Here is a 22,801-nt window from a genome sequence, read left to right as displayed (position 1 = left end):
GCTTACGCCTTCTTCAGCAGATTGTGGTTCTTCAGCGGCAGATCGCGCACCCGCTTGCCGGTGGCGGCGAAGATCGCATTCAACACCGCCGGCGCAGCCACCGCAATCGTCGGCTCGCCGACGCCGCCCCAGAAGCCGCCGGACGGCATGATGATCGACTCCACCTTCGGCATCTCGTCCAGCTTCATCATCTGGTAAGTGTCGAAGTTCTGCTGCTCCATCTGGCCATCCTTCAGCGTGCACTCGCCGTACAGCGCCGCCGACAGCCCGTAAACAAACGAACCTTCCACCTGCGCCTCGATCTGCTGCGGATTCACCGCATAGCCCGGATCGGTCGCCGCGATGATGCGGAGAATCTTCACCTTGCCCGTCTTGCGATCGACCGACACCTCGGCGCACGCCGCGACATAGCTGCCGAAGCCCATGGTCTGCGCCAGGCCGCGATACACGCCCTTCGGCGCAGGCTTGCCCCAGCCGGCCTTCTCGGCCACCGCGTTCAGTACCGCCAGATGCTTGGGATGCTCGGCCATCAGCTTGCGGCGCAAGGCCAGCGGATCCTGCCTGGTCGCATGCGCGATCTCGTCGAGGAAGCATTCGAGGTAAATCGTATTCTGATTCAGATTCACGCCGCGCCAGAAGCCCGCCGGCACCGGCGGATTGCGCATCGCATGGTCCACCAGCAGATGCGGGAAGCTATAACCAATCGACGCTTCCGGTCCCGGCGCGTTCAGGCCCTGGAACACCACCGGGTCCTTGCCATCCTTCAGCGTGGAGCCGAGCGACGCCAGAATCGACTGGCCGGCAATGCGCATGTGCAGCCCGGTCACATTGCCCTTGGCGTCCAGGCCCGCAGTCAGCTTGCACTGCGTGATCGGGTGATAGCGGCCATGCAGCATGTCCTCCTCGCGCGACCAGATCAGCTTGACCGGCGTGCCCGGCATCTCCCTGGCGATCTTCACCACCTGCGACACCCAGTCATGCGTGGCGCCGCGACGGCCAAAGCCGCCGCCCAGGTGCATCTTGTAGACATCGCACTTGGCAGCGGGCAGACCGGCCGCTTCGGCGGTGGCGGCCAGCGCGGCTTCGCCATTCTGCGTCGGCGTCCATACCTCGCAGCGCTCCGGCGTCCAGATCGCGGTGGCGTTCATGGTTTCCATGGTGGCGTGGTTCAGCCACGGGAAGGAGTACACCGCCTCGATCTTGCGCGCGGACGCCTTGATGGCGGCCTTGGCGTCGCCATTGGCATTGCCCACAACGGCTTCCGGCGCATCCAGCGCGGCCCTCAGCGTGGCCTTGATATCCTGCTGCGACAGCTTGGCATTGGGGCCCTTGTCCCATTCAATCGGCAGCGCATCCAGAGCGGACTTGGCGCGCCACCAGGTATCGGCAACCACCACCACCGCACTATCGCCCAGCTTGAATACCTTCTTGATGCCGGGACGCTTCGCGATCTCGGCCGCATCAAAGCTCTTCACCGTGCCGCCGAACACCGGGCAATCCTTGATCGCCGCGTTCAGCATGCCGGGCATGCTGATGTCCATGCCGTAGATTTGCGCACCGGTGGTTTTATCCACCGTATCCAGCCGCGCCAGGCGCTTGCCGGCCAGCTTCCAGTCCTTCGGATCTTTCAGCGCCACCTCGGTGGGCGGCGTCAGCCTGGCGGCGGCATCCGCCACCTTGCCATAGCTGATGCTGCGGCCGCTCGGCGTGTGCGTGATGATGCTGTTGGCGGCCACGCATTCCGACGCCGGCACTTGCCACGCATCGGCCGCAGCCTGGACCAGCATGGTGCGCGCAATCGCACCGCCTTTGCGCACATAGTCATGCGACTCGCGCACGCCACGGCTGCCGCCGGTGGAGAAGCTGCCCCACACGCGCTTGCGCGCCAGGTTCTGCCCCGGCGATGGATATTCGGTGGTGACCTTGCTCCAGTCGGCATCCAGCTCTTCCGCCACCAGCTGCGCCAGGCCGGTCAGCGTGCCCTGTCCCATCTCGGAACGGGCAATGCGGATCACGATGCTGTCATCCGGTTTCACCACCACCCAGGCGTTGACTTCCGGCGTGGCGGTGGCGGCGCCCTTGGCGATAGGCGGCTGATCGGCAGCCGCTGCATCAAATGGAATATGGAAGGCGACCACCAGGCCGCCGGCGAGTTTGAGGAAGCTGCGGCGCGAGTTCATGCCTTGCTCCCTTCAATGCGTTCAATCGCCAGGCCGGCCGATGCCGGATCACCGCCGCGCACCGCGACGTGGATTGCCTTGCGCACGCGGTTATAGGTGCCGCATCGGCAGATATTGGTCATCGCCGCGTCGATGTCGGCGTCGCTACATTTGGGCTTCTCGCGTATCAGCGCGGCGGCGGCCATGATCATGCCGGATTGACAGAAGCCGCATTGCGGCACATCCAGCGCCGCCCATGCTTTTTGTATGGGATGCGAACCATCGGACGACAACCCCTCGATGGTGACGATCTTCTGTTCGGCAGTGACCGCCGCTGCCGGATACACGCAGCTGCGGATTGGATTGCCGTCGATATGCACAGTACACGCGCCGCATTGCGCGACACCGCAACCGTACTTGGTGCCGGTCAGCGCCAGCTGCTCGCGGATCACCCACAGCAGCGGCGTATCCGCCTCCGCCTCGAACTCTCTTACTACGCCGTTGACGTTCAGCTTGGCCATGTAAATCTCCTGTAAGCAGCGCTGCAAAAATAACGCTGGAGATACTACCACTCTTTGTCTGTTGCAAAGTTTTGACTTGGATCAAGGTTTTTACTGCGCTGCATCAATAGACTTTATTCCGTTACTTAACGACGACAATGAGGGGAAGTAAAATGAGTAAGTCCGTAGCAGCAGTATTAGCAGCCCTGACCCTGGTAAGCGGTAACGTGCTGGCGCAAGAAAGCCCATGGCTGGTGCGCGTGCGTGCTGTGCATATCGACCCGGCTGACAAATCCGATCCAGTTGGCGGCGTTGGCGCATCCGATCGCATCCACGTCAGCGACAAGACCATTCCGGAAGTGGATGTCTCCTACTTCTTCACCAAGAACATCGCGACCGAACTGATCCTGACCTATCCGCAGAAACACGACGTCAGCCTGGACGGCAAAAACATCGGCACCATCAAGCACCTGCCGCCGACGCTGACCGTGCAGTACCACTTCGTGCCTGATGCAACCATCCGTCCTTACGTGGGTGCCGGTGTGAACTACACCACCTTCTCGAAAGTGAAACTGCTGGATGGCGCGGGCAGCCTGGAGCACGACAGCTTCGGTCTGGCGCTGCAAGCCGGCGTGGATTTCGCCATCGACAAAAACTGGTCGATCAACCTGGACGTGAAAAAAGTGCAGATCCGCAGCGATGTGATGATTGGCGGCGCCAAAGCCAGCAAAGTCAAAGTTGATCCGGTGCTGCTGGGCGTGGGCGTAGGCTACCGCTTCTGATCCCGATGCGCTAAACATTCCCGCCGGGCAGCTATAATGTGATCGAACAGATAGCTACCCGATGGGATTTCCATGCGCAAGATTCTGATTGTCCTGATGCCCCTGATGCTGGCCGCTTGCGTCGACGACAGCGCGTCGTACTACGCGGACGGGCCGGTGGGCAACCATGCGCTGACCATCCACCGCGCGCAAAAACACTTCTGGAGCAAAGAGAGCCGGGTCGAGCTGATCATGCAGCGCCTGCCGGACTGCCTGCGCCGGGTCGAGCTGAGCGACATGCCGGCCGACGAAGTGGAAATCGAATTGCTGTCCGGCGGCGACAACGTCTGGACGCTGCGTTCCGGTTCAGAGATGTGGCAAGTCGAAACCCAAACCTGCACCATGTATGAAGACGTCAAAGGCGACGGCGGCGAGCTGATGGGCGTCTTCCGTCCCGACGGCGACAAATTCGTCTACGAAGCCGCCGTCATCGAAACCGTCCCCGCCGACCACCCATAGTCCGGGCCCCCGGTTTTAGCGGACCAGCGCCATCTGACGCTTGGCTGGACGGGGTGTCGCGCGTGGTGGCGCTGCGGTTTCGCCGCTCAGGTGGAAGCGCGCCACCAGCGATGCCAGCATCGCTGCCTGTTCCTGCATGCTGCCCGCTGCGGCAGCGGCTTCTTCCACCAGCGCGGCGTTTTGTTGCGTTACCGAATCCATCTCGGTGATCGCCATGTTGACGTGACCAATACCTGTGCTTTGCTCGCTCGATGCTTCGGTAATCGCCTGCATGATCTGCGTCACGCGCGAGACGCTGGTCACCACCTGATCCATGGTCGTGCCCGCCTCCGCCACCAGCGCGCTGCCGTTGTTGATGCTGTCCACCGATGCGTTGATCAGTTCCTTGATTTCCTTGGCCGCCGCCGCCGAACGTTGCGCCAGATTGCGCACTTCCGATGCGACCACCGCGAAGCCGCGCCCTTGCTCGCCGGCGCGTGCCGCTTCCACCGCCGCATTCAGTGCCAGGATGTTGGTCTGGAAGGCGATGCCATCGATCACGCTGATGATGTCGACAATCCGCGTCGCCGAGGCGTTGATGGTTTCCATCGTCTGCACCACCTGCGACACCACCTTGCCGCCGCGCTCCGCCACTTCCGAGGCCGACTGCACCAGTTTGTTGGCCTGCACCGCATTGTCGGCGTTCTGATTGACGGTCGAGGTCAGCTCCTCCATCGAGGCCGCCGTTTCTTCCAGCGAGCTGGCCTGCGATTCGGTGCGCGCCGACAAGTCCATATTGCCGGAGGCGATTTCACCCGAAGCAGTGGCGATGGTGTCGGCGCTACGGCGGATTTCGCCGATGGTGTCCGCCAGCCGCTGCTGCATCACTTTCACCGAATGCAGGATGCTGGCCTGGTCCGATGCGTGCGTGCTGATTTCGATGCTGAGATCGCCATCCGCAATCTTCTGCGTGATTTCGCTCACATATTCCGGCGTACCGCCGATGGTGTGGCGCAAGCTCTTGTTGACGATGCTGACAATCACCCACAGCAGCCCGCACACCAGCGCCAGCCAGCCGGCCGATTTCAGCAGCGAATCGCGGAAGGCGATATCGATATCGTCGGTATACACGCCGGTGGTCAGGTCCCAGTTCCACGGTTCGTAGTGCACCACGCGGCTCAGCTTGGGCACCGGCTCGGTCGAACCGGGACGCGACCAGTAATAGCTGACGAAGCCGCCGCCCTCGGGCAAGGCGCCGGTAGCGGCGATGGCGCGATAGACGTACGTGCCTTTCGGATCTTTCAGGTCGACCAGATCCTTGCCGTTGTTTTCCGGCTTGATCGGGTGCATGATCGACAGCGTGCCGGTGCTGATGGTGAAGTAGCCGTCCTTGCCATAGCGCAGGCCCTTGACGATCTCGATCGCCTGCTTCTGCGCCTCTTCTTTGCTGAGCTTGCCGGAGGCAGCGCGATCGCCGAACTGCTTGACGATGTTCAGCGCCATATCGTCCACATGCCGCAAATCGCTTTGCCGCTCCTCCATCCGCACGGTGCGGGTCTGGATGGTTTCAAACAGAAAAATCGCGGTAATGCACAGCAGGCTGCATATCAGCGGAACCCATAGCTTTTGCTGAAAGGACAACTTGTTCATGGTGCCAGTCTCCTATTGTCTTATGGAAACAAGCATACGCCCAAAGCAGCTTGCACACTGCAACAAATTTAATAGCTGTGGTTTATCTGCCAAAATCCAGTGCATAAAGGGAAACAGCGGTAAACACAGTTTCTTTAGAAATGTGTCGTGAGGAAACAAAATGTGTCACAATGGTGATCTTATTGGTAACACTCATTCATCCACATGAAACCGCTCCTGTCGACCTTACTACTGGCAATATGCGCGTGCGAGGCCCACGCGACCGCGCCCAAGATTGACAGCGCGGCGCTGCTGGAACAGATCACCACGCTGGCCTCCGACGAATTCGAGGGCCGCGCGCCGGGCACCCGTGGCGAAGTGATGACCATCGATTACCTGCAGCAGCAGTTCAAGAAACTCGGCCTGGAGCCGGGCAATCCGGACGGCACCTACCTCCAGGAAGTGCCGCTGGTCGGCATCTCCAGCCATCCAGTGCTGAGCTACGGCGCGACCAAGCTGCGCTTCGGCGAAGACTACATCGCCTGGACCGCGCGCGCCGACAAGCAGCTGGACGTAAGCGATTCGGAACTGGTGTTTGTCGGCTACGGCGTGCAGGCGCCGGAATTCAAATGGGATGACTACAAGGGCGCCGACCTCAAGGGCAAGACGCTGGTCATGCTGATCAACGATCCGCAGCTAGCGGACGCCAGGCGCCCCAGCCAGCTGGATGCGAAAGTTTTTGGCGGTAACGCCGTCACCTGGTATGGCCGCTGGAACTACAAGCTGGAGATTGCCGCCCGGCTGGGCGCAGCGGGGGCGCTGATCGTGCATGAGACCAAGGCGGCCGGCTACCCGTTTGAGGTAGTGGTCAACAGCTGGGGCCGTGAAAACTTCGCGCTCAAAAGCGGCCAGCCGGAACCGTATCTGCCGGCGCTGGCCGGCTGGTTGCAGCAGGATAGCGCGTGCGCGCTGTTCAAGGCGGCCGGCATGGACTTCAAGCAGCTGAAACAGAAGGCTCTGGCGCGCGATTTCAAACCGCTGCCGCTGGGGATCAAGCTGAACCTGACCATGGAAAACGCCATCCGCGACGTTCCCTCGCACAATGTGGTGGCGCGCATCCCCGGTTCCGATCCGCAGCTGAAGAACGAAGTTATCGTCTACACCGCGCACTGGGACCACTTCGGCATCGACGAAACGCTGCCCGGCCCGCGCACGCAGCAAATCTTCCACGGCGCGGTGGACAACGCCAGCGGCGTGGCCGCGCTGCTGCAAATCGCCAAGGCCTACAAGGCGCTGCCGACGGCGCCCAAACGCAGCATCGTCTTCGTGGCCACCACGGCAGAAGAGCGCGGATTGCTGGGCGCGCAATACTATGTGCGCCATCCGCTGTACCCGATCAGCAAAACGGTACTGAACATCAATATCGATGGCATGAACCTGTGGGGCCGCACCCGCGATGTCGAACTGAGCGGCATGGGCAAATCGACCGCAGACGACCTGGTGAAAGCGATCGCCGCCAAGCAAGGGCGCACGGTGCGGGCCGACAGCAACATCAGCTACGGCAGCTACTACCGTGGCGACCAGCTGGAATTCGCGCGCGCCGGCGTGCCGACCATCTACCTGCGCAGCAGCGCCAACAAGCTGCTGTTCTACACCGCGCACCAGTTCCACACCGTGCATGACACGGTGCAGCCGAACTGGAACACCGCCGGCGCGCTGGAAGACATCAGCCTGCTATTCCAGGCCGGCTACCAGGCCGCGCAAGCCAAAGACCAGCCGAAGTGGAAAGAAGGCGCCGAGTTCCAGCGCCGTTAGATGGCGGCGGCGAGGGTGGCGGTGTGGGGGCCGGGCGGGATGGCCGCCAGTTTGGCGGACAGCTTTTGCAGCTGGCTGAGATTGCGCTGCTGGTGTGCATCGGCGCCGGCGGCTTGGATGTCGGCCAGCAGGCCTTGCGCGGCTAGCTCGATGCGGACGCTGTCCTGCGGCGCCAGGTCGATCAGGCTGGACAGGTAGGTGACGCCCCATTGCAGGCGCGTCGCCGGGCCGATCGCTGCGTCCCATGCTTTGCCGTACCAGGACAGCACGCCCGCGCTATCGCTGCGCCGCTTGGCGGCGGCCGCCAGGCTGAGCATGAAGTAGTACGGGGAATGCGAACGCGGTAATTCAGCCAGCAGCACTTGTTCCGCCTGCGCCGCCAGGCCAGCATCGTTCAGCGCGCTGACTGCGGTGTTGACCAGCGTGTGGCGTTCATAGGGATCGGTCGATTCGGCCAGCGCTTGCGTCACCTTCTCGTGGACCAGTTCCTGCAAGCCATGCGCCGGCGCCAGCAGGCGCGCCAGGCGCATTTGCAGGCGTACCGCCATCAGGCGGTCCGGCGCGCCCAGCCACAGATCGTCGGCCCACTGCGCAGCCACGCTGCCCATTGCGGCCGCCAGTTCTTCACGGCGGCTGGCGAGCTTGATCAGGTTGACGCCGCTGTTGTTGAAGATGTCCATATTGGATCGCGCCAGCCGCGCGTCGGCCAGCACTGGCAGCAACAGCGCGGCATCGGCTGCGCCGCCGGCCAGCTGGGCGTGCAGCCCGAGGCGCACGGCGGCGTCAGGATTGGTGCTGGCGGCGGCCAGTGCGGCCAGCGCCGGCGCCAGCGCGCGGCCGTTCAGCAGCTTGGCTTCGTCGGTATCCCAGGAATAATTACTCAGCAGCGACCACTCATCGGCGCTCAGCGGACGGGCGCCGCTTAATGCGGCGTCCAGCGCGGCCGACGCCGATGAGCCGGCGGCATGCACCGCCAGTGCGGCGTCGAAGGCGGCCACGAACAGTTCGCCATCAAGCTCGCACGGCAGGCGCGTGATTTCGCCGCCGTCCGGGGCGTACAGCACCAGCGTCGGATAGCTGCGCAATTGCAGCCGCGCGGCCAGCGCCTGTGCGCCGGCGCTGTCGCCGTCCAGGTGGAGGCACAGCACCGAGGCGGCGCGCTGCGCGAATTCGGCGCGCCCGAAGATTTCCGACTTGACCCGGTTGCACGGCGGGCACCAGACGGCGCCCCAGTACAGGAACAGCGGGCGTTGCTGCTGCCGCGCCAGCGCGAAGGCGGCGTCGACGCCGCCGTTCAGCCATTCAATTGCCGCCATCGTCGCCGCCATCCGTTTAGTCCTTGGCCAGCGCCAGGAATTCGGTGCGCATCGCCAGATTCGGCTGTAATTCGCCCAGCATGGCCGAGGTCACCGTTTCTTCGCCCGGCGTGCGGATGCCGCGGCTTTCCATGCACAGGTGGCGGCACTTGACGATCACGCCCACCGCTTTCGGCTCCAGCACTTCCATCAGCGCGTTGGCGATCTGCATGGTCATGCGCTCCTGCACTTGCAGGCGCTTGGCGTAGCAGTCCACCAGACGGGTCAGCTTCGACAGGCCGACGATCTTGCCGTTAGGAATGTAGCCGATGGTGGCCTTGCCGAAGAACGGCGCCAGGTGGTGCTCGCAATGGCTGTACACCGGGATGTTGCGCACGATGATGAATTCGTTGTACTGCTCGGCGCCGTCCTCGAAGGCTTTCAGCAACGCCGCCGGGTCCTGGTCATAGCCCGAGGTCCAGTGCTTCCAGGCCTTGGCCACGCGCGCCGGCGTTTCCAGCAGACCGGGGCGGTCCGGGTTTTCGCCGATGCTGGCGATCAGGCGGCGCCAGTCGTTTTCTGTAAATTCTTGAGACATGATGAAACACCTTTTTTAAATTTGCCCGACAGTATATAGGACTTGCGCAGTGCAGACCTGGCGTCCTAGCGCCTGGGCCGGTGGGCGTCGATCAGCTGCGCCGCCACCGATACCTTGACCGGCAACTCCGGCCATTCGTCGTCCGGCCCGAACCAGCGCGCATCAGCGATTTCCTCCGGCTGGACGCGGATCTCGCCATCCAGGTAATCGGCCGTGAAGGCGATCATCAGCGAATGCGGGAACGGCCACGACTGGCTGGCGAAGTATTGCAGGTTATGCACCCGCAAGCCGACCTCCTCGTACACCTCGCGGTGTACCGCTTCCTCGATCGATTCGCCGGCCTCCAGGAAACCGGCCAGTGCGGTATAGCGCTTGTATGGCGAGTTGGTGTGCATGGCCAGCAGCACTTGCTCGCCCTTGCGGATCAGCACCATCATCGCCGGCGAGATGCGCGGATAGGCGCTATGGCCGCACTGCGGGCACTTGAAGCAGCGCTCGCCTTCGAGCAGTTGCAGCGGCGTGGCGCAGACGCCGCAATAGCGGTGCGTGCGCGCCCATTCGACCAGTTGCATGGCGCGCCCCGCCAGGCCGAGAAAGCCGTCATCCACCACGCCAAACAGCGCACGCAGGCCGTGATAGCCGAATTCCGGCCCCGGCAGCAGCGCCTCGTCCAGCCACGCCGCCTGGTAGTAGCGGCCGTCCCAGACGCCCAGCGGATGGATGCGCTGCGGCGCCAGCGACAGCGCATCCAGCGCGTCCGCCTGCGGCAAGGCTAGAGAATTGTTGCGCAAAAGCAACTCTCCACGATGAAACACAAACGTCTGCGGCGGCATGCCGGCTAGCGGCAAAATTGACGGGGAAAATCCAGGGGGCGTGTGCAGCATGGCGATACAGTCTCGGCGTTTCAGGGCAAGCGCTCATCTTACCGCGTTTCCGCCGTCGCCATCAGGCGCCGGCAAAGATGACCGCAGCATGACAAAACTGCGGCTAAGTCTTTGTTTTCAGGCCAAGATTTGAACTATTTTTAGGGGCTTAATCGCTGTTTAGGGGTGTTTGACGGTAGTATATATTGCCGTGAGGAGATTATTTATATGCCATCGATCGTACTGGACCTGACCACTGAACAAATCGCCGACTTGCGCGCCGACCAGATTGCCCTGCTCGGCACGGCAGACATTGCCGCGCTCTCGACCTTGCAAATGACCGCCCTGGGCAGCGCCCAGCTGGCGGTGCTCAGCAGCGCCCAGGTCAGGGCCCTGTCGACCGCCAACCTGCAGGCGCTCAGCGCCACCCAGTTCGGACAAGGCTTGACGACCAAACAGATCCAGGGCCTCAGCACCGCCCAGGTGGCCAGCCTGAGCACCAGCCAGCTGGTCAACGGCCTCAACGCCACCCAGATCGCCGCCTTCGGCACCGCCCAGTTGGCCGCCCTCAGCAGCACGCAAGTCAGCGTACTGAGCAACGCCGACATCGCCGCCTTGCGCACCGCGCAAGTGATCGCCCTCAACTCCAGCCAGCTGCGCGCGCTCAACAGCAGCCAGATTGCCGCGCTGACCACCGCCCAGGTCGCCGCATTGCAGACGCGCCAGATCGCCGCACTGAACGCGGCCCAGGTGTCCGCCATTGAAACCGAAGACATCAGCGCACTGACCACGACCCAGCTGGGCGCACTCGGCACTGCCCTGCTGGGCGCGCTGGACACGCTCCAGGTCGCCGCCCTGCGCACCGCGCAACTGGCCGGCCTGTCGACCCAGCAAATCGCCGCCCTCAGCAACGGCCAGGTGGCCGCGCTCGGCGCCGACGGCTTCGCCGCGCTGAAAACCGCGCAACTGGCAGCCTTGAGCAACGCGCAGTTTGCCGCGCTCGGCACCGACCAGATCGTGGCGCTGACCACCGCCCAGGCTGCTTCGCTGAGCACGCGCCAGCTGAGCCAACTGTCCAGCAACCAGATTGCCGCCATGGAAGCGCAAGATATTGCCGCGCTGAAGAGCCAGCAACTGGCGGCGCTGGGCGCCAACGCCACCGCCACGCTGAGCACCAGCCAGATCGCCGCCCTCAGCACGGCCCAGGTGGCCACGCTGTCGACCGCCCAGATTGCCGACCTGAGCAGCGCCCAGATCGTTGCCTTCACCACGCTGCAAATTGGCGCGCTGCAAAGCGCCCAGCTGCGCGCGCTGAGCAACGCCCAGCTGGCAGCGCTGGAGACCCGCGACGTGGCGGCGCTGAAAACCGCGCAAGTCGCCGTGCTCGCCACCCAGCAATTGAATGCGCTCAGCAGCGACCAGTTCGCCAGCCTGAGCACCGCGCAGATCGCCAACCTGAGCACCGCCCAGGTAGCCGCGCTGGGCGTCGCCCAGCTGACCGCCATGGACGACGAAGACCTGCAAGCCCTGCGCAGCCGCCAGATCGCGGTACTTGCCACCGACACGCTGGCGGCGCTGGGCACGGCGCAAATCGCGCTGCTGGGTTCGGCCCAGCTGGCTGCCTTGCAGACGCGCCAGCTGGCCGTGCTGACCGCCGCGCAAATCGCCGTACTGGGCTCGGCCCAGGTGGCCGGCCTGAGCAGCCAGCAATTGGCCACGCTAACGCCGCAGCAGGCAGCCGCGCTGAACACCTTCAGCCTGGCCAGCCTGAAAACCCAGCAGATCGCCGCCCTCTCCAGCGCCGCCGTGGCCGCGCTGGGCACCGACCAGATTGTCGCGCTGACTACCGCCCAGGCGGCGGCGCTCAGCACCCGCCAGGTTGCCGCGCTCGACAGCGCCCAGCTGGCCGCCATGGAAACCCGCGACCTGGCCGCGTTCAAGACCGCGCAGATCGCCGCCATCGGCACCAGCGAGCTAAGCCAGCTGGACATCGGCCATATCACCGCACTCAGCACTTTGCAGCTGGCCGCGCTGGGCACCGCCCAGGTGGCCGCGCTGAACAGCAACCAGGTGCAGGCGCTTGGCACCGCCGCGCTGGGCGCGCTGAAAACGCAGCAGATCGCCGCGCTGGATAGCAGCGTCATCGGCGTGCTGTCCACCGATCACATCGCCACGCTGAAAACCGCGGCGCTGGCGGCGCTGACGGCGGACCAGGTGGCCGCGCTGAGCACCGCGCAGATCGTTGCACTCAGCACCGCCCAAGTGGCCTCGCTGACCACCCGCATGCTGACGGCACTGTCCACCAACCAGTTGAACGCACTGGAAACGCGCGACTTCGCCGCCCTCAAGACCAATCAGATCACCAGCCTCAGCGCAGCCCAGATCGGCTCGCTGAACACTGCGCTGATCGTCGCCCTGACCACCGCCCAGGCGTCCGCGCTGACGCCGCTGCAACTGGTCGGCATGAGCACCGAACAGCTGGGCGCGATGGAAGCCGAGGACCTGGCCGCGCTGAAAACCAACCAGATACTGGGCCTGGGCACCAAGACCATCGCCCCGCTGACCACCACCCAGATCGCGGCGCTGAAAACCGCGCAGATCATCCAGCTCAGCTCGGAACAGATCCAGATCCTCAGCAACACCCAGCTGGCGGCGCTGACCACCGCCCAGGTCAATGCACTGAGCACCCTGCAGATCAGCTACCTGCTGACGCAGCAGATTGCCGCGCTGACCAGCGCCGACTGGACCAGCCTGCAAGCAGTCCAGCTCAACGCGCTGAGCGCCAGCCAGTTGGCCGCCGTCACCACCGACCAGATTGTCGCGCTGAACAGCCGGCAGATGTCCAGCCTCGACACCCGCCAGCTTGCCGCGCTCAGCGATGAGCAGCTGGCCGCAATCGAAACCCGCGACCTGATCACGCTGAAGAGCGCGCAGATCGCCAGCCTCAGCGCCAGCCAGCTGAACGCACTGGCCAGCAGCCAGGTGCGCGCGCTCACCACCGCCCAGCTCGCCGCATTGAACAGCAGCCAATGGCAGGACCTGAATACCAGCCAGGTGGCAGCCCTCAGCACCGCCCAGATTCTCAGCCTGCCGACCGCGCAACTGCCGTCGCTGCGCAGCGACCAGCTGGCAGCGCTGGGCACCGGCACGCTGGCATTGCTGAAGACGCAGCAGATCGCCGCGCTGTCGACCCGCCAGATCGCCGCACTGGACGGCGACCAGCTGGCCGCCTTATCCACGCTGCAGGCCAGCAGCCTGACCAGCCTGCAATTGGCCAGCCTCAGCGCCGCCCAGCTGAATTCACTGGAAACCGTAGACCTGGCCGCACTGAAAACCGCCCAGATCGCCGCGCTGACCACGGCCCAGGTCGCCGCGCTCGACAACGCCCACATCACCGCCCTCAGCACGCTGCAGATCGGCGCACTGGCCACCGCCCAGGTAGCGGCGCTTGGCAGCGCGCAGCTGCAAGCGATGGATACGCGCGATATCGCCGCACTGAAAACCGCGCAAATCGCCGCCCTCAGCAACCAGCAGCTGGACGCGCTGCTGAGCGAGCAGTTCCGCGCGCTCAGCAGCGCCCAGCTGGGCGCGCTCAGCACCGAGCAGTTCCAGTCGCTGGGCAGCGCGCAGATTATTGCCCTCAGCACCCAGCAAGCCGCCAGCCTGAGCACCCGCCAGTTGCAGGCGCTCAGCTCGGCCCAGTTGGCCGCACTGGAAACCGAAGACCTGGCCGCGCTCAAGACCGCGCAGATCGCTGCGCTGGCCACGCTGCAGGTAAGCCAGCTCAGCGCCGACCAGATCGCCGCGCTGAGCACGCTGCAAGTGAGCAACCTGGGCACACAGCAACTGCTGGCCCTGAGCAACAGCCAATGGCTGGCCCTGGAAACCCGCGACGTGGCGGTGCTGAAGACCGCGCAAATCGCCGCGCTGGGCAGCGGCCAGCTTGTACAGCTGAGCAGCGACCAGTTGCGTGCGCTGACGGTTGCCCAGCTCAGCTCGCTGAACACCACGCAGCTGCAAGGCCTGCTGACGCAGCAGATCGCCGTGCTGACCACCGCCCAGGCCGCCGGCCTGAGCACCGTGCAGATCAGCAACCTCGGCGCCAGCCAGCTGCTGGCCATCAATAGCGACGACATCGCCGCCTTGAAAGCGGCCCAGCTGGCGGCCCTGCGCACCGAGCAGATCGCGCTGCTGGCCACCAGCCAGGTCGCCGCGCTGCGCAGCAATCAGGTGGCCGCGCTCAGCACCGCACAACTGTCGGCGCTGAACTCGGACCAGATCGGCGCACTGACGCCGGATGATTTCGCTGCGCTGAGCGTGGCCCAGCTGGGCGCGCTGGGCGTGCTGGGCAATCTCAGCACCGAGCAGATCCAGGCACTCACGGCAGCCCAGGTCGCCGGCCTGAACACGGCCCAGATCGCCGCGCTGAACACCGCGCAAATTGCAGCGCTGACCACCCGCCAGATCGGCTCGCTGAGTACCGCCGGCATCGGCGTGCTGAACAGCGATCAGGTACAGGCGCTGGAAACCGACGATCTGGCACAGCTGAAAGCGGTCCAGGTGGCGGTGTTCAGCAGCGACCAGATCCAGGCACTGCGCACCGCCCAGGTGGCGGTGCTGGGCAGCGCGCAAACCCAGGCGTTCAGCACGGCACAATTGCAGGCGCTGAGCAGCGCGCAAATCCAGGCGCTGAGCAGCAATGCGCTGGCCACGCTCAAGTCCACCCAGGTGGCCGCGCTGGGCAGCGACCAGCTGAACGCGCTGCGGGAAAGCCAGCTGCAAAGCCTGACGCAAGTGCAGCTGATTTCGCTGACCAGCAACCAGTTGCAGGCACTCGACACCCGCCAGATCGTGGCGCTGACCAGCCAGCAGTTTGCAGTGCTGACCAGCGCCCAGGTGGCAGTACTGAGTTCCAGCCAGATCAGCGTCATCGAGCTGGACGACCTGGCCGCACTGAAAGCTGCCCAGGTAGCAGCGCTGGGCAGCGACCAGCTGCGCGCGCTAAGCCTGGACCGCATCGCCGCGCTCAGCACGCTACAAGTGCAGGCGCTGACCAGCGCCCAGCTGGCCAGCCTGGCGACCGCGCAAATCCACGCCATGGAAGTGGAAGACGTGGCCGCGCTGAAGGCCGCCCAGGTGGCAGCACTCGGCAGCGACCAGCTGAACGCGCTGGACGACCAGCAGCTGCAAAGCCTGGGCGCGGCCCAGCTGAACGCCATCGCCAGCGTGCAGTTCAGCGGCCTGGCGACGGCGCAAATCGCCGCGCTGACCAGCACCCAGGCCAGCCTGCTGGCGACCGCGCAGATTGCCGCGCTGACCGCCACCCAACTGGCCGCGCTGGAACTGGAAGACCTGGTGGCGCTGACCACCGGCCAGATCGCCGCCCTGCGCACCGAACAGATCCAGCAACTCGACCTGGCGCACATCGGTGTGCTGACCACGGCGCAAGCCGCCGCGTTGCGCAGCGACCAGGTGGCCGCGCTCAGCACGGATCAATTGCAGGCGCTCGACAGCGCCGCGCTGCAAGCACTGAAGCCGGTGCTGATCGGCCAGCTGAGCACCGACCAGATCGCCGCGCTGACGCTGGAACAATTGCAGGCGCTCAGCTCCGACCAGCTGAACGCCCTCAGCACTAGCCAGGCGGCCGCGCTGAGTGCGCCGCAAATCGGCACGCTGACCACCCAGCAGATGGGCAGCCTGGGCACCCGCCAGCTGCACGCACTGAGCAGCAACCAGCTGGGCGCCATCGGCCTGGATAATCTGGCCGCGCTGTCGGCGCTGCAAATCGGCGCGCTCGACGCCGCCCAGTTCGGCGGCCTGGACCTGAGCCAGATCGCCGGCCTCAGCACCGCGCAGATGGCAGGACTGCATAGCGACCAGATCGCCGCGCTCAATAGCGACCAGTTCAACGCGCTGGAAACGCAAGACTTCGCCCTGCTGCAAAGCGCGCAAATCGGCGCCATCACCACCGCCAATATCGCCGCGCTGACGCTGGACCTGCTGCGCACACTGGGCAGCGCCCAGATCAGCGGCCTGGGCAGCGATCAAATTGCCGCGCTGAGCGCCGACAATATCGGCGCGCTCAGCACCAGCCAGGTGCTGGCGCTGAATGCGGTACAGATCGGCGCGCTGACCACCGAGCAGATCGGTGCCCTCAGCACCGCCGACTTCGTGGCGCTGCGCAGCGGCCAGCTGGCCAGCCTGAGCAGCCAGCAATTCGCGGCGCTGACCAGCAAGCAGCTGAACGCGCTGTCGACCAATGCCTTCACCGCGCTGACCACCGACATGCTGGGCTCGCTGACCGTCGCCCAGTTCAGCAGCCTGAGCAGCGCGCAAATCAGCGCCCTGACCGGCAGCCAGTCGGCCAGCCTGGCGACCGCGCAACTGAGCGCCCTGACCACCAGCCAGTTTGCCGTGCTGAATACCGCCGCACTGCGCGCGCTGCATTCGGAACAGTTCGGTGCGCTGACCACCGACCAGATCGTTGCGCTCAGCACCTTGCAGGCACGCGCACTGGGCAGCACCCAGCTGACGTCGCTGGCCAGCGACCAGCTGGTTGCGCTGGAAACCGAAGACCTGGCCGCGCTTGGCACGGCCCAACTGGTGCAACTGCGCGCCGACCAGCTGCAGGCACTGCTGGCGCCGCAACTGGCGGCCTTGACCACCGCGCAGATCGCCGCGCTGACCACCGAACAGCTAAGCCAGGGCATCAGCACGCAACAGATCGCGGCGCTGACCAGCGCCCAGGCGGCGGCGCTCGGCACCGTGCAGGTGAGCGTACTCGGCAGTGATCAGCTGGCGGCGCTCGACAGCGCCAATATCGCGGCGTTCAGCACCGCCCAGCTGGTGTATGGCCTGGGTTCGGACGGCATCGCCGCCTTGCATACCGCACAGATCGCCGCCTTGCGCACCGCGCAGAGCACCGCGCTCAGCACCGACCAGATCGCGGCGCTGCGCAGCGAGCAGATCGTCGCCCTGACCACCGCCCAGGCAGCCACGCTGGGCACGCAGCAGATTGCCGCGCTCGGCAGCGACCAGGTCGCGGCACTGGAGACGGTTGACCTGCAAGCACTGGGCACGCGCCAGCTGGCGACGCTGAGCGCGCTGCAAATCAGCGCCCTGGGCAACGACCAGCTGAACGCCCTGCTGGCCGCGCAAGTGGCGGCGCTGGGCACGGCGCAGCTGCTGGCCGGCCTCGCCACCAGCCAGGTGGCGGCGCTGAACAGCAGCCAGGTGGCCGCCTTCAGCACAGCCCAGCTGGCCTACGGCTTCAGCCTGGACAGCCTGGCGGCGCTCAGCGCCAGCCAGGTGCAGGCGCTGCAATACGCCCAGGTGGGCGCGCTGACCAGCACCCAGCTGGCCAGTCTCAGCACCACCCAGATCGCCGCACTCAGCACCGACCAGATCGGCGGCCTGAGCACCGCGCAGATGCCGGCCCTGAACGCCGACCAGCTGGCAGTGCTGGGCACCGACCAGATCGCCGCGCTGGACACCCAGGACCTGGCAGCGCTCAGCGCCGCCCAGTTCGGCGGCCTGGCCACCGCCCAGACCCAGGTGCTGAGCACCGCCCAGGTCCGCGCCCTGACCACGCTGCAAGTGGCGGCGCTGGCGACTGGCCAGGCTGCAACGCTGCGCAGCGAGCAGTTGCAGGCGCTGAGCACCCAGCAAGTGGCGGCCTTCAGTGCCGATACCCTGAATGCGCTGTCCACCGCGCAGCTGGACGTGCTGTCCAGCGCCAGCATCGCCGCACTCGGCACGCTGCAACTGTCCAGCCTGGAAGCCAGCCACCTGGCCAGCCTCAACACCAGCCAGGTGCAGGCGCTGACCAGCGCCCAGCTGGGCGCGCTGACCGCCGACCAGCTGTTCGCCATGCGCACCGGCCAGATCGCTGCGCTGCGCACCGCGCAGATCGGCTACCTGGGCACCGCCCAGCTGGGTGCGCTGTCCAACCAGCAGGTACAGGCGCTGAGCACCGAGCAGATCGCCTCGATCAAGCTGAGCCAGCTGCCGGGCCTGAGCGTCGACCAGATGGCGGCGCTGGGCAGCGAGCAGTTGCAAGCGCTGACCACCACCCAGGTGCAGGCACTGGCCAACACCCAGCTGACCGCATTGAGCGGGCTGCAGGCCAGCCAGCTGACCACGCTGCAGATGGGTGCGCTGAAAAACGCCCAGATCGCCGCGTTCAGCATCGACCAGATCAGCGCCTTCAGCACCAGCCAGCTGGGCGCCTGGAACACCAGCCAGGTGGGCGCACTGACCAGCAGCCAGATCGGCTACCTGTCGACCGCCCAGATCGCCGGCCTCAGCACCACCCAGGTCGCCAACCTGAAAACCAGCCAGCTGATCGCCTTCAGCACGCCGCAACTGGCCGCCTTCGATGTCGACCAGGTGGCGGTGCTGGCCACCGCCGGCCTGACGGCGCTCAGCCTGGCGCAGGCCAATGCCTTTACCGCCACCCAGGTGGCGGCGATGTCGGTGGCGCAGACCATGGCGCTGAATCCATCCTCGGTGAACTACGCCACCCCGCTGATCCTTGACCTGGACGGCAACGGCGTGCGCACGCTGAGCCTGGCGGCCGGAGTACAGTTCGACATCCGCGCCGAAGGCCAGGCGGTGCACACCGGCTGGGTCGACGCCCACGACGGGCTGCTGGTACTGGACCGCAACGGCGACGGCGTGATCAACGACGGCGGTGAACTGTTTGGCAGCGCCACCACGCTCAAAGACGGCAGCAAGGCGGCCGACGGCTATGCCGCGCTGCGCGAACTCGACAGCGACGGCGATGGCAAGATCACCAGCGCCGACAGCGCCTATGGCGCGCTGCGGGTGTGGGTGGACGCCAATTCCGACGGCATCAGCCAGGCCGACGAGCTGCACAGCCTGCAACAGCTGGGCATCGCCGCCATCGACACCAGCGCGCGCAACGTGCTGGAACAGCAGAACGGCAACCTGGTCGGCCTGGCCTCCAGCTACACCAGCGGCGACGGCAGCAGCCACGCCAGCGCTGACGTGTGGTTCCTGGCACAGACCGCCTCGGCAACAACGGCTGCCCCACTGCAACAACAAGCGCGCGGCCTGACGGCGTCGATCAGCGCTTATGCGGAAACCGCCAGCACGCCTGCAGCGCCGGCGCAACAACTGCTGGCCACGCCGGCTTCGGCCGCCAGCGCAGCAGCGTCCGCGCCAGCGCTGGCGCTGGCCGAAGCGCTGCAGCAGTACCGCGCCGCGCAAGGCCTGCAAGGCGCCGCTGCGGCGCTGAGCAAGCCGCAGCGGGTGGAAGACAGCGCGGCGCACTGGTTCGGCGTCGCGGCGCGCTAAACCGCCACCGGGCCGCCGCCACACGCGGCGGCCCGCCATCCCGCAAACAGCGGGGCGTTTAGGCTCTTGCTCACAGCCAAAAGTTGCCCCTGCGCTGCGACAAAAAGGTATCATAGGACAGACCGATCAACTTACGCTCTGCCATGACCTCACAAGCATCCGCAGTACCTCCTTCCCCCGACAACAGCCCGCTGGGCAACTTCATGGCGCTGGCCACCGGGGGCCAGTTGTCGATTGCCGATTTGTTTGCCGGCGCCGCCGTGCTCCAGGAAAGCAACCAGCTGCCAGCCGCGATAGCGCTGTACCGCGCCTGGATCGAGCACACGCCGTCGCCGCTGATCTATGCGGCCTGCTTCAACCTGGCGGTGGTGCTGTCGGCCGCCGGCGACGATCCCGGTGCCGAACAGATGCTGCGCAAGGCGATCGCGCTCAACCCGAATTTTGTCGAAGGCCGTCTCAACCTCGGCACGCTGCTGGAACGCACCGGCCGCCCGGACGAGGCGCTGGCCACCTGGCAGGCCATTCTTGACGGTCCGCTGGAGCCGGAAATCAAGACCCAGACGACGCTGCACCTGCAAACCCTGAACAATCTCGGCCGCCTGCTGGAAATCCGCAAGCGCTATCCGGAAGCGGAAGCCATGCTGGCGCAGAGCCTGCGTGTCGATCCGCAGCAGGCGAATGTGATGACCCACTGGGTGCACCTGCGCCAGAAGCAGTGCGAATGGCCGGTGTACAGCGGCCTGGAGCATATTTCGCTGGCCACCATGATGGAAGGCACCTCGGCGCTGGCCATGCTCAGCGCCTCCGACGACCCGGCCCAGCAGCTGGCCGCCGCCAGGCGCTTCATCACCGACAAGGTCAACGCCGCCGTGGCGCCGCTGACCGGCGCGCACGGCTACGGCCACCAGCGCCTGCGCATAGGCTACCTGTCTTCCGACTTCTGCTCGCACGCGGTGTCGATCCTGACCGCCGAGCTGTACGAACTGCACGACCGCAACAAATTCGAGGTATACGCCTTCAGCTGGAGCAATGACGACCGCACGCCGCTGCGCGCGCGCGTGGTCAAGGCGATGGACCACTACATCCGCATCGACAAGCTCAGCGACGAACAGGCGGCGCGCACCATCCGCGCGCACGAGATCGACATCCTGGTCGACCTGCACGGCCTGACCCTGGGTGCGCGTCCCAACATCCTGGCCTACCGTCCGGCGCCGGTGCAGCTGACCTACCTCGGCTTCCCCGGCAGCACCGGCCTGCCCGGTGTCGACTATGTGCTGGCCGACGAATTCCTGATCACCCCGGAGATGGCCGAGCATTTCAGCGAAAAGCCGCTGTACCTGCCGGACACCTTCCAGATCAACGACCGCCAGCGCCAGATCGCGCCCAAGCCGAGCCGCGCCAGCGTCAATCTGCCGGATGACGCCTTCGTGTTCTGCTCGTTCAACAACAACTTCAAATTCACGCCCGAGGTGTTCGGCACCTGGATGAACATCCTGCGCCGCGTGCCCAACAGCGTGCTGTGGCTGGTGGCCGATTATCCGGAAGTGCGCGAGAACCTGTGCCGCCAGGCCGAACAGGCCGGCATCGCCCGCCAGCGCCTGATCTTCAATACCCGCGCCACCCCGGCCGAATACCTGGCGCGCTACCAGCTGGCCGACCTGTTCCTCGACACCTACCCATTCAACGCCGGCACCACCGCCAGCGATGCGCTGTGGGCCGGCCTGCCGCTGCTGACCTGCGCCGGCCGCACCTTCTCGTCGCGCATGGCCGGCAGCCTGCTGCGCGCGGTCGAACTGCCGCAGCTGATCACCTACAACTTTGCCGACTACGAGGAAAAAGCCGTGGCGCTGGCCAACGCGCCGGCGCAGATCGCCGCCATGAAGCGCCAGCTGCAGGCCAACCGCCTGAGCTGCGCGCTGTTCGACAGCCCGCGCTTCGTGCGCAACCTGGAACAGCTGCTGCAACAAGTGGCCAAACCAGCCGCGCCACGGCTGCCGACGCCGACCCACGCGGTACATCCGGCCGAGGACCAGCTGGCGCCGGCCGCGCCGGTGCGCATCGACCAGATCCCGGTGGTCACGGTGTCGTACAACGCGCCCGACCTGATCGAAGCACTGCTGCGCACGCTGCGCCAGTTCTACACCAACCGCGTGTACGTCATTGACGGCTCCAACCCGGACGTGGCCGAGCAGATCCGCGCCATCGCCGCCGGCCATGACAATGTCGAGTTCATTCCGTTCGGCTACAACATCCACCACGGCCCCGGCATGGCGTGGGCGATCAACCACCTGGGCCTGTCCGGCGAAGTGCTGTTCCTCGATTCCGATGTGGAGATCCTGCGCGCCGGCTTCCTGGAGTCGCTGCACGCCGCGCTGCGTCCCGGCATGTACGGCGTCGGCAGCATCCAGCCGGTCACCGATCAGGGCTACGACCGTCCCGACGGCCCTATCCCGTATCTGCACCCGGCCTGCATGCTGACCAATATCGAAGTGATGCGCCAGTGGCCGCTGCCGATCAAGCACGGCGCACCGCTGATCCCGACCATGGTGGCGCTGCACGCGGCCGGCGCGCGCGACCTGATCGGCTCGCTCGACTGGGTGCGCGAAGACTTCGCCCGCCAGCCGAAGCGCCATTTCATCAAGCACGACTGGCAGGGCACGGTGCTGCGCACCGGCGGCTACCACTACGACCTGCCAAGCGCGACCAACACCTACAACCAGGATCTGCTGCAATTCGTGCCGCTGGAAGCGCGCAAGATCGTCGAAATCGGCTGCGGCGACGGCGCCTTCGCCAAGGCCTATCGCCAGCGCAACGCGGTCTGCAACTACACCGGTATTGAAGCATCGCCGGCGCCAGCCCAGGCGGCGCGCCCGCATTGCGATTTCGTGTTCAACGAGGACATCGAGCATGCCGGCGCCGAGCTGTGGGACCATGTGCGCAAGGCCGACTGCTGGGTGCTGGATGAGGCGCTGGAGCGCTGCGACGATCCATGGACGCTGCTGCAAAAGATCCGCACCAGCATCGCCCCCGGCGGCCGGATCGTGCTGGCGGTGCGCAACTTCCAGCACTGGGGCATGCAGGCGCGCCTGAACGCCGGCGATATGCGCTACGGCGACACCGGCATCGAAAAGCACCGCAAGCGCCTGTTCACCCGTGGCGTGATGCTGGAAATGCTGCAGCAGTCGGGCTTCCAGGTGAGCGGCGGCAGCGCCCGCATCATCGATGAACCCTCGCGTGAAAAATACCTGCCCGCCATCCGCATGATGGCCGGCGCCAGCGGCATCGACCCGGTAGCGGCAGTGGAAGACGCGCTGCCATGGCAATACATCATTGCCGCGGTCGCCGTCTGAAACAAAGGAACCCCT

Annotated in this window: 11 protein-coding genes; 5 read left to right on the top strand and 6 right to left on the bottom strand. The window is 65.6% G+C overall.

What is annotated here, in order from left to right:
• Positions 1-2 precede the first annotated feature (2 nt).
• Positions 3-2,180 carry a molybdopterin cofactor-binding domain-containing protein gene (locus KW842_RS26105; RefSeq protein WP_218307073.1) on the bottom strand — a complete coding sequence of 726 codons (2,178 nt, stop codon included), beginning with the start codon at positions 2,178-2,180 and terminating at the stop codon, positions 3-5.
• Positions 2,177-2,680 carry a (2Fe-2S)-binding protein gene (locus KW842_RS26100; RefSeq protein ID WP_218307072.1) on the bottom strand — a complete coding sequence of 168 codons (504 nt, stop codon included), beginning with the start codon at positions 2,678-2,680 and terminating at the stop codon, positions 2,177-2,179. The genes KW842_RS26105 and KW842_RS26100 overlap by 4 nt, the downstream gene beginning before the upstream one ends.
• A 152-nt stretch (positions 2,681-2,832) precedes the next feature.
• Between KW842_RS26100 and KW842_RS26095 the strand changes: the two genes are divergently transcribed.
• Positions 2,833-3,441 (top strand): OmpW family protein, encoded by a 609-nt coding sequence (locus tag KW842_RS26095; protein ID WP_218307071.1) that lies wholly within the window; start codon positions 2,833-2,835, stop codon positions 3,439-3,441.
• 72 nt (positions 3,442-3,513) lie between these two features.
• Positions 3,514-3,939: a hypothetical protein gene (locus KW842_RS26090; RefSeq protein ID WP_218307070.1), complete on the top strand. Its 426-nt coding sequence runs from the start codon at positions 3,514-3,516 to the stop codon at positions 3,937-3,939.
• Between the two features lie 15 nt (positions 3,940-3,954).
• On the opposite strand, the gene KW842_RS26085 is transcribed toward KW842_RS26090, so the two are convergent.
• Positions 3,955-5,568 (bottom strand): methyl-accepting chemotaxis protein, encoded by a 1,614-nt coding sequence (locus KW842_RS26085; protein WP_218307069.1) that lies wholly within the window; start codon positions 5,566-5,568, stop codon positions 3,955-3,957.
• A 204-nt stretch (positions 5,569-5,772) separates the two neighbouring features.
• Between KW842_RS26085 and KW842_RS26080 the strand changes: the two genes are divergently transcribed.
• Positions 5,773-7,362, top strand: coding sequence for a M20/M25/M40 family metallo-hydrolase (locus tag KW842_RS26080; RefSeq protein WP_218307068.1), 1,590 nt, complete (start codon positions 5,773-5,775; stop codon positions 7,360-7,362).
• On the opposite strand, the gene KW842_RS26075 is transcribed toward KW842_RS26080, so the two are convergent.
• The 3 genes from KW842_RS26075 to nudC form a co-directional block, all read right to left on the bottom strand.
• On the bottom strand, positions 7,359-8,678 hold the full coding sequence (locus KW842_RS26075) for a thioredoxin family protein (RefSeq protein ID WP_218307067.1): 1,320 nt from the start codon (positions 8,676-8,678) through the stop codon (positions 7,359-7,361). The genes KW842_RS26080 and KW842_RS26075 overlap by 4 nt on opposite strands.
• Positions 8,679-8,694: 16 nt before the next feature.
• Complete coding sequence (gene folE / locus KW842_RS26070) at positions 8,695-9,255, bottom strand: GTP cyclohydrolase I FolE (RefSeq protein ID WP_218307066.1); 561 nt, start codon at positions 9,253-9,255, stop codon at positions 8,695-8,697.
• A gap of 65 nt (positions 9,256-9,320) precedes the next feature.
• Entirely contained in the window at positions 9,321-10,139 is an 819-nt protein-coding gene (gene nudC / locus KW842_RS26065) for an NAD(+) diphosphatase (RefSeq protein ID WP_218307065.1), read from the bottom strand.
• Between the two features lie 207 nt (positions 10,140-10,346).
• Here nudC and KW842_RS26060 point away from each other — a divergent pair, with 207 nt between their 5' ends.
• Together KW842_RS26060 and KW842_RS26055 are read left to right on the top strand one after the other, a co-directional pair.
• Complete coding sequence (locus KW842_RS26060) at positions 10,347-19,436, top strand: S-layer family protein (protein WP_218307064.1); 9,090 nt, start codon at positions 10,347-10,349, stop codon at positions 19,434-19,436.
• A 143-nt stretch (positions 19,437-19,579) separates the two neighbouring features.
• Positions 19,580-22,786 carry a methyltransferase domain-containing protein gene (locus KW842_RS26055; protein WP_218307063.1) on the top strand — a complete coding sequence of 1,069 codons (3,207 nt, stop codon included), beginning with the start codon at positions 19,580-19,582 and terminating at the stop codon, positions 22,784-22,786.
• Positions 22,787-22,801 lie beyond the last annotated feature (15 nt).

Origin of the sequence: Duganella sp. sic0402 (assembly GCF_019219065.1) — a bacterium.
In the GTDB taxonomy this organism is placed as follows: Bacteria; Pseudomonadota; Gammaproteobacteria; order Burkholderiales; family Burkholderiaceae_D; genus Rugamonas.
This window is presented reverse-complemented; position numbering and strand designations above follow the sequence as displayed.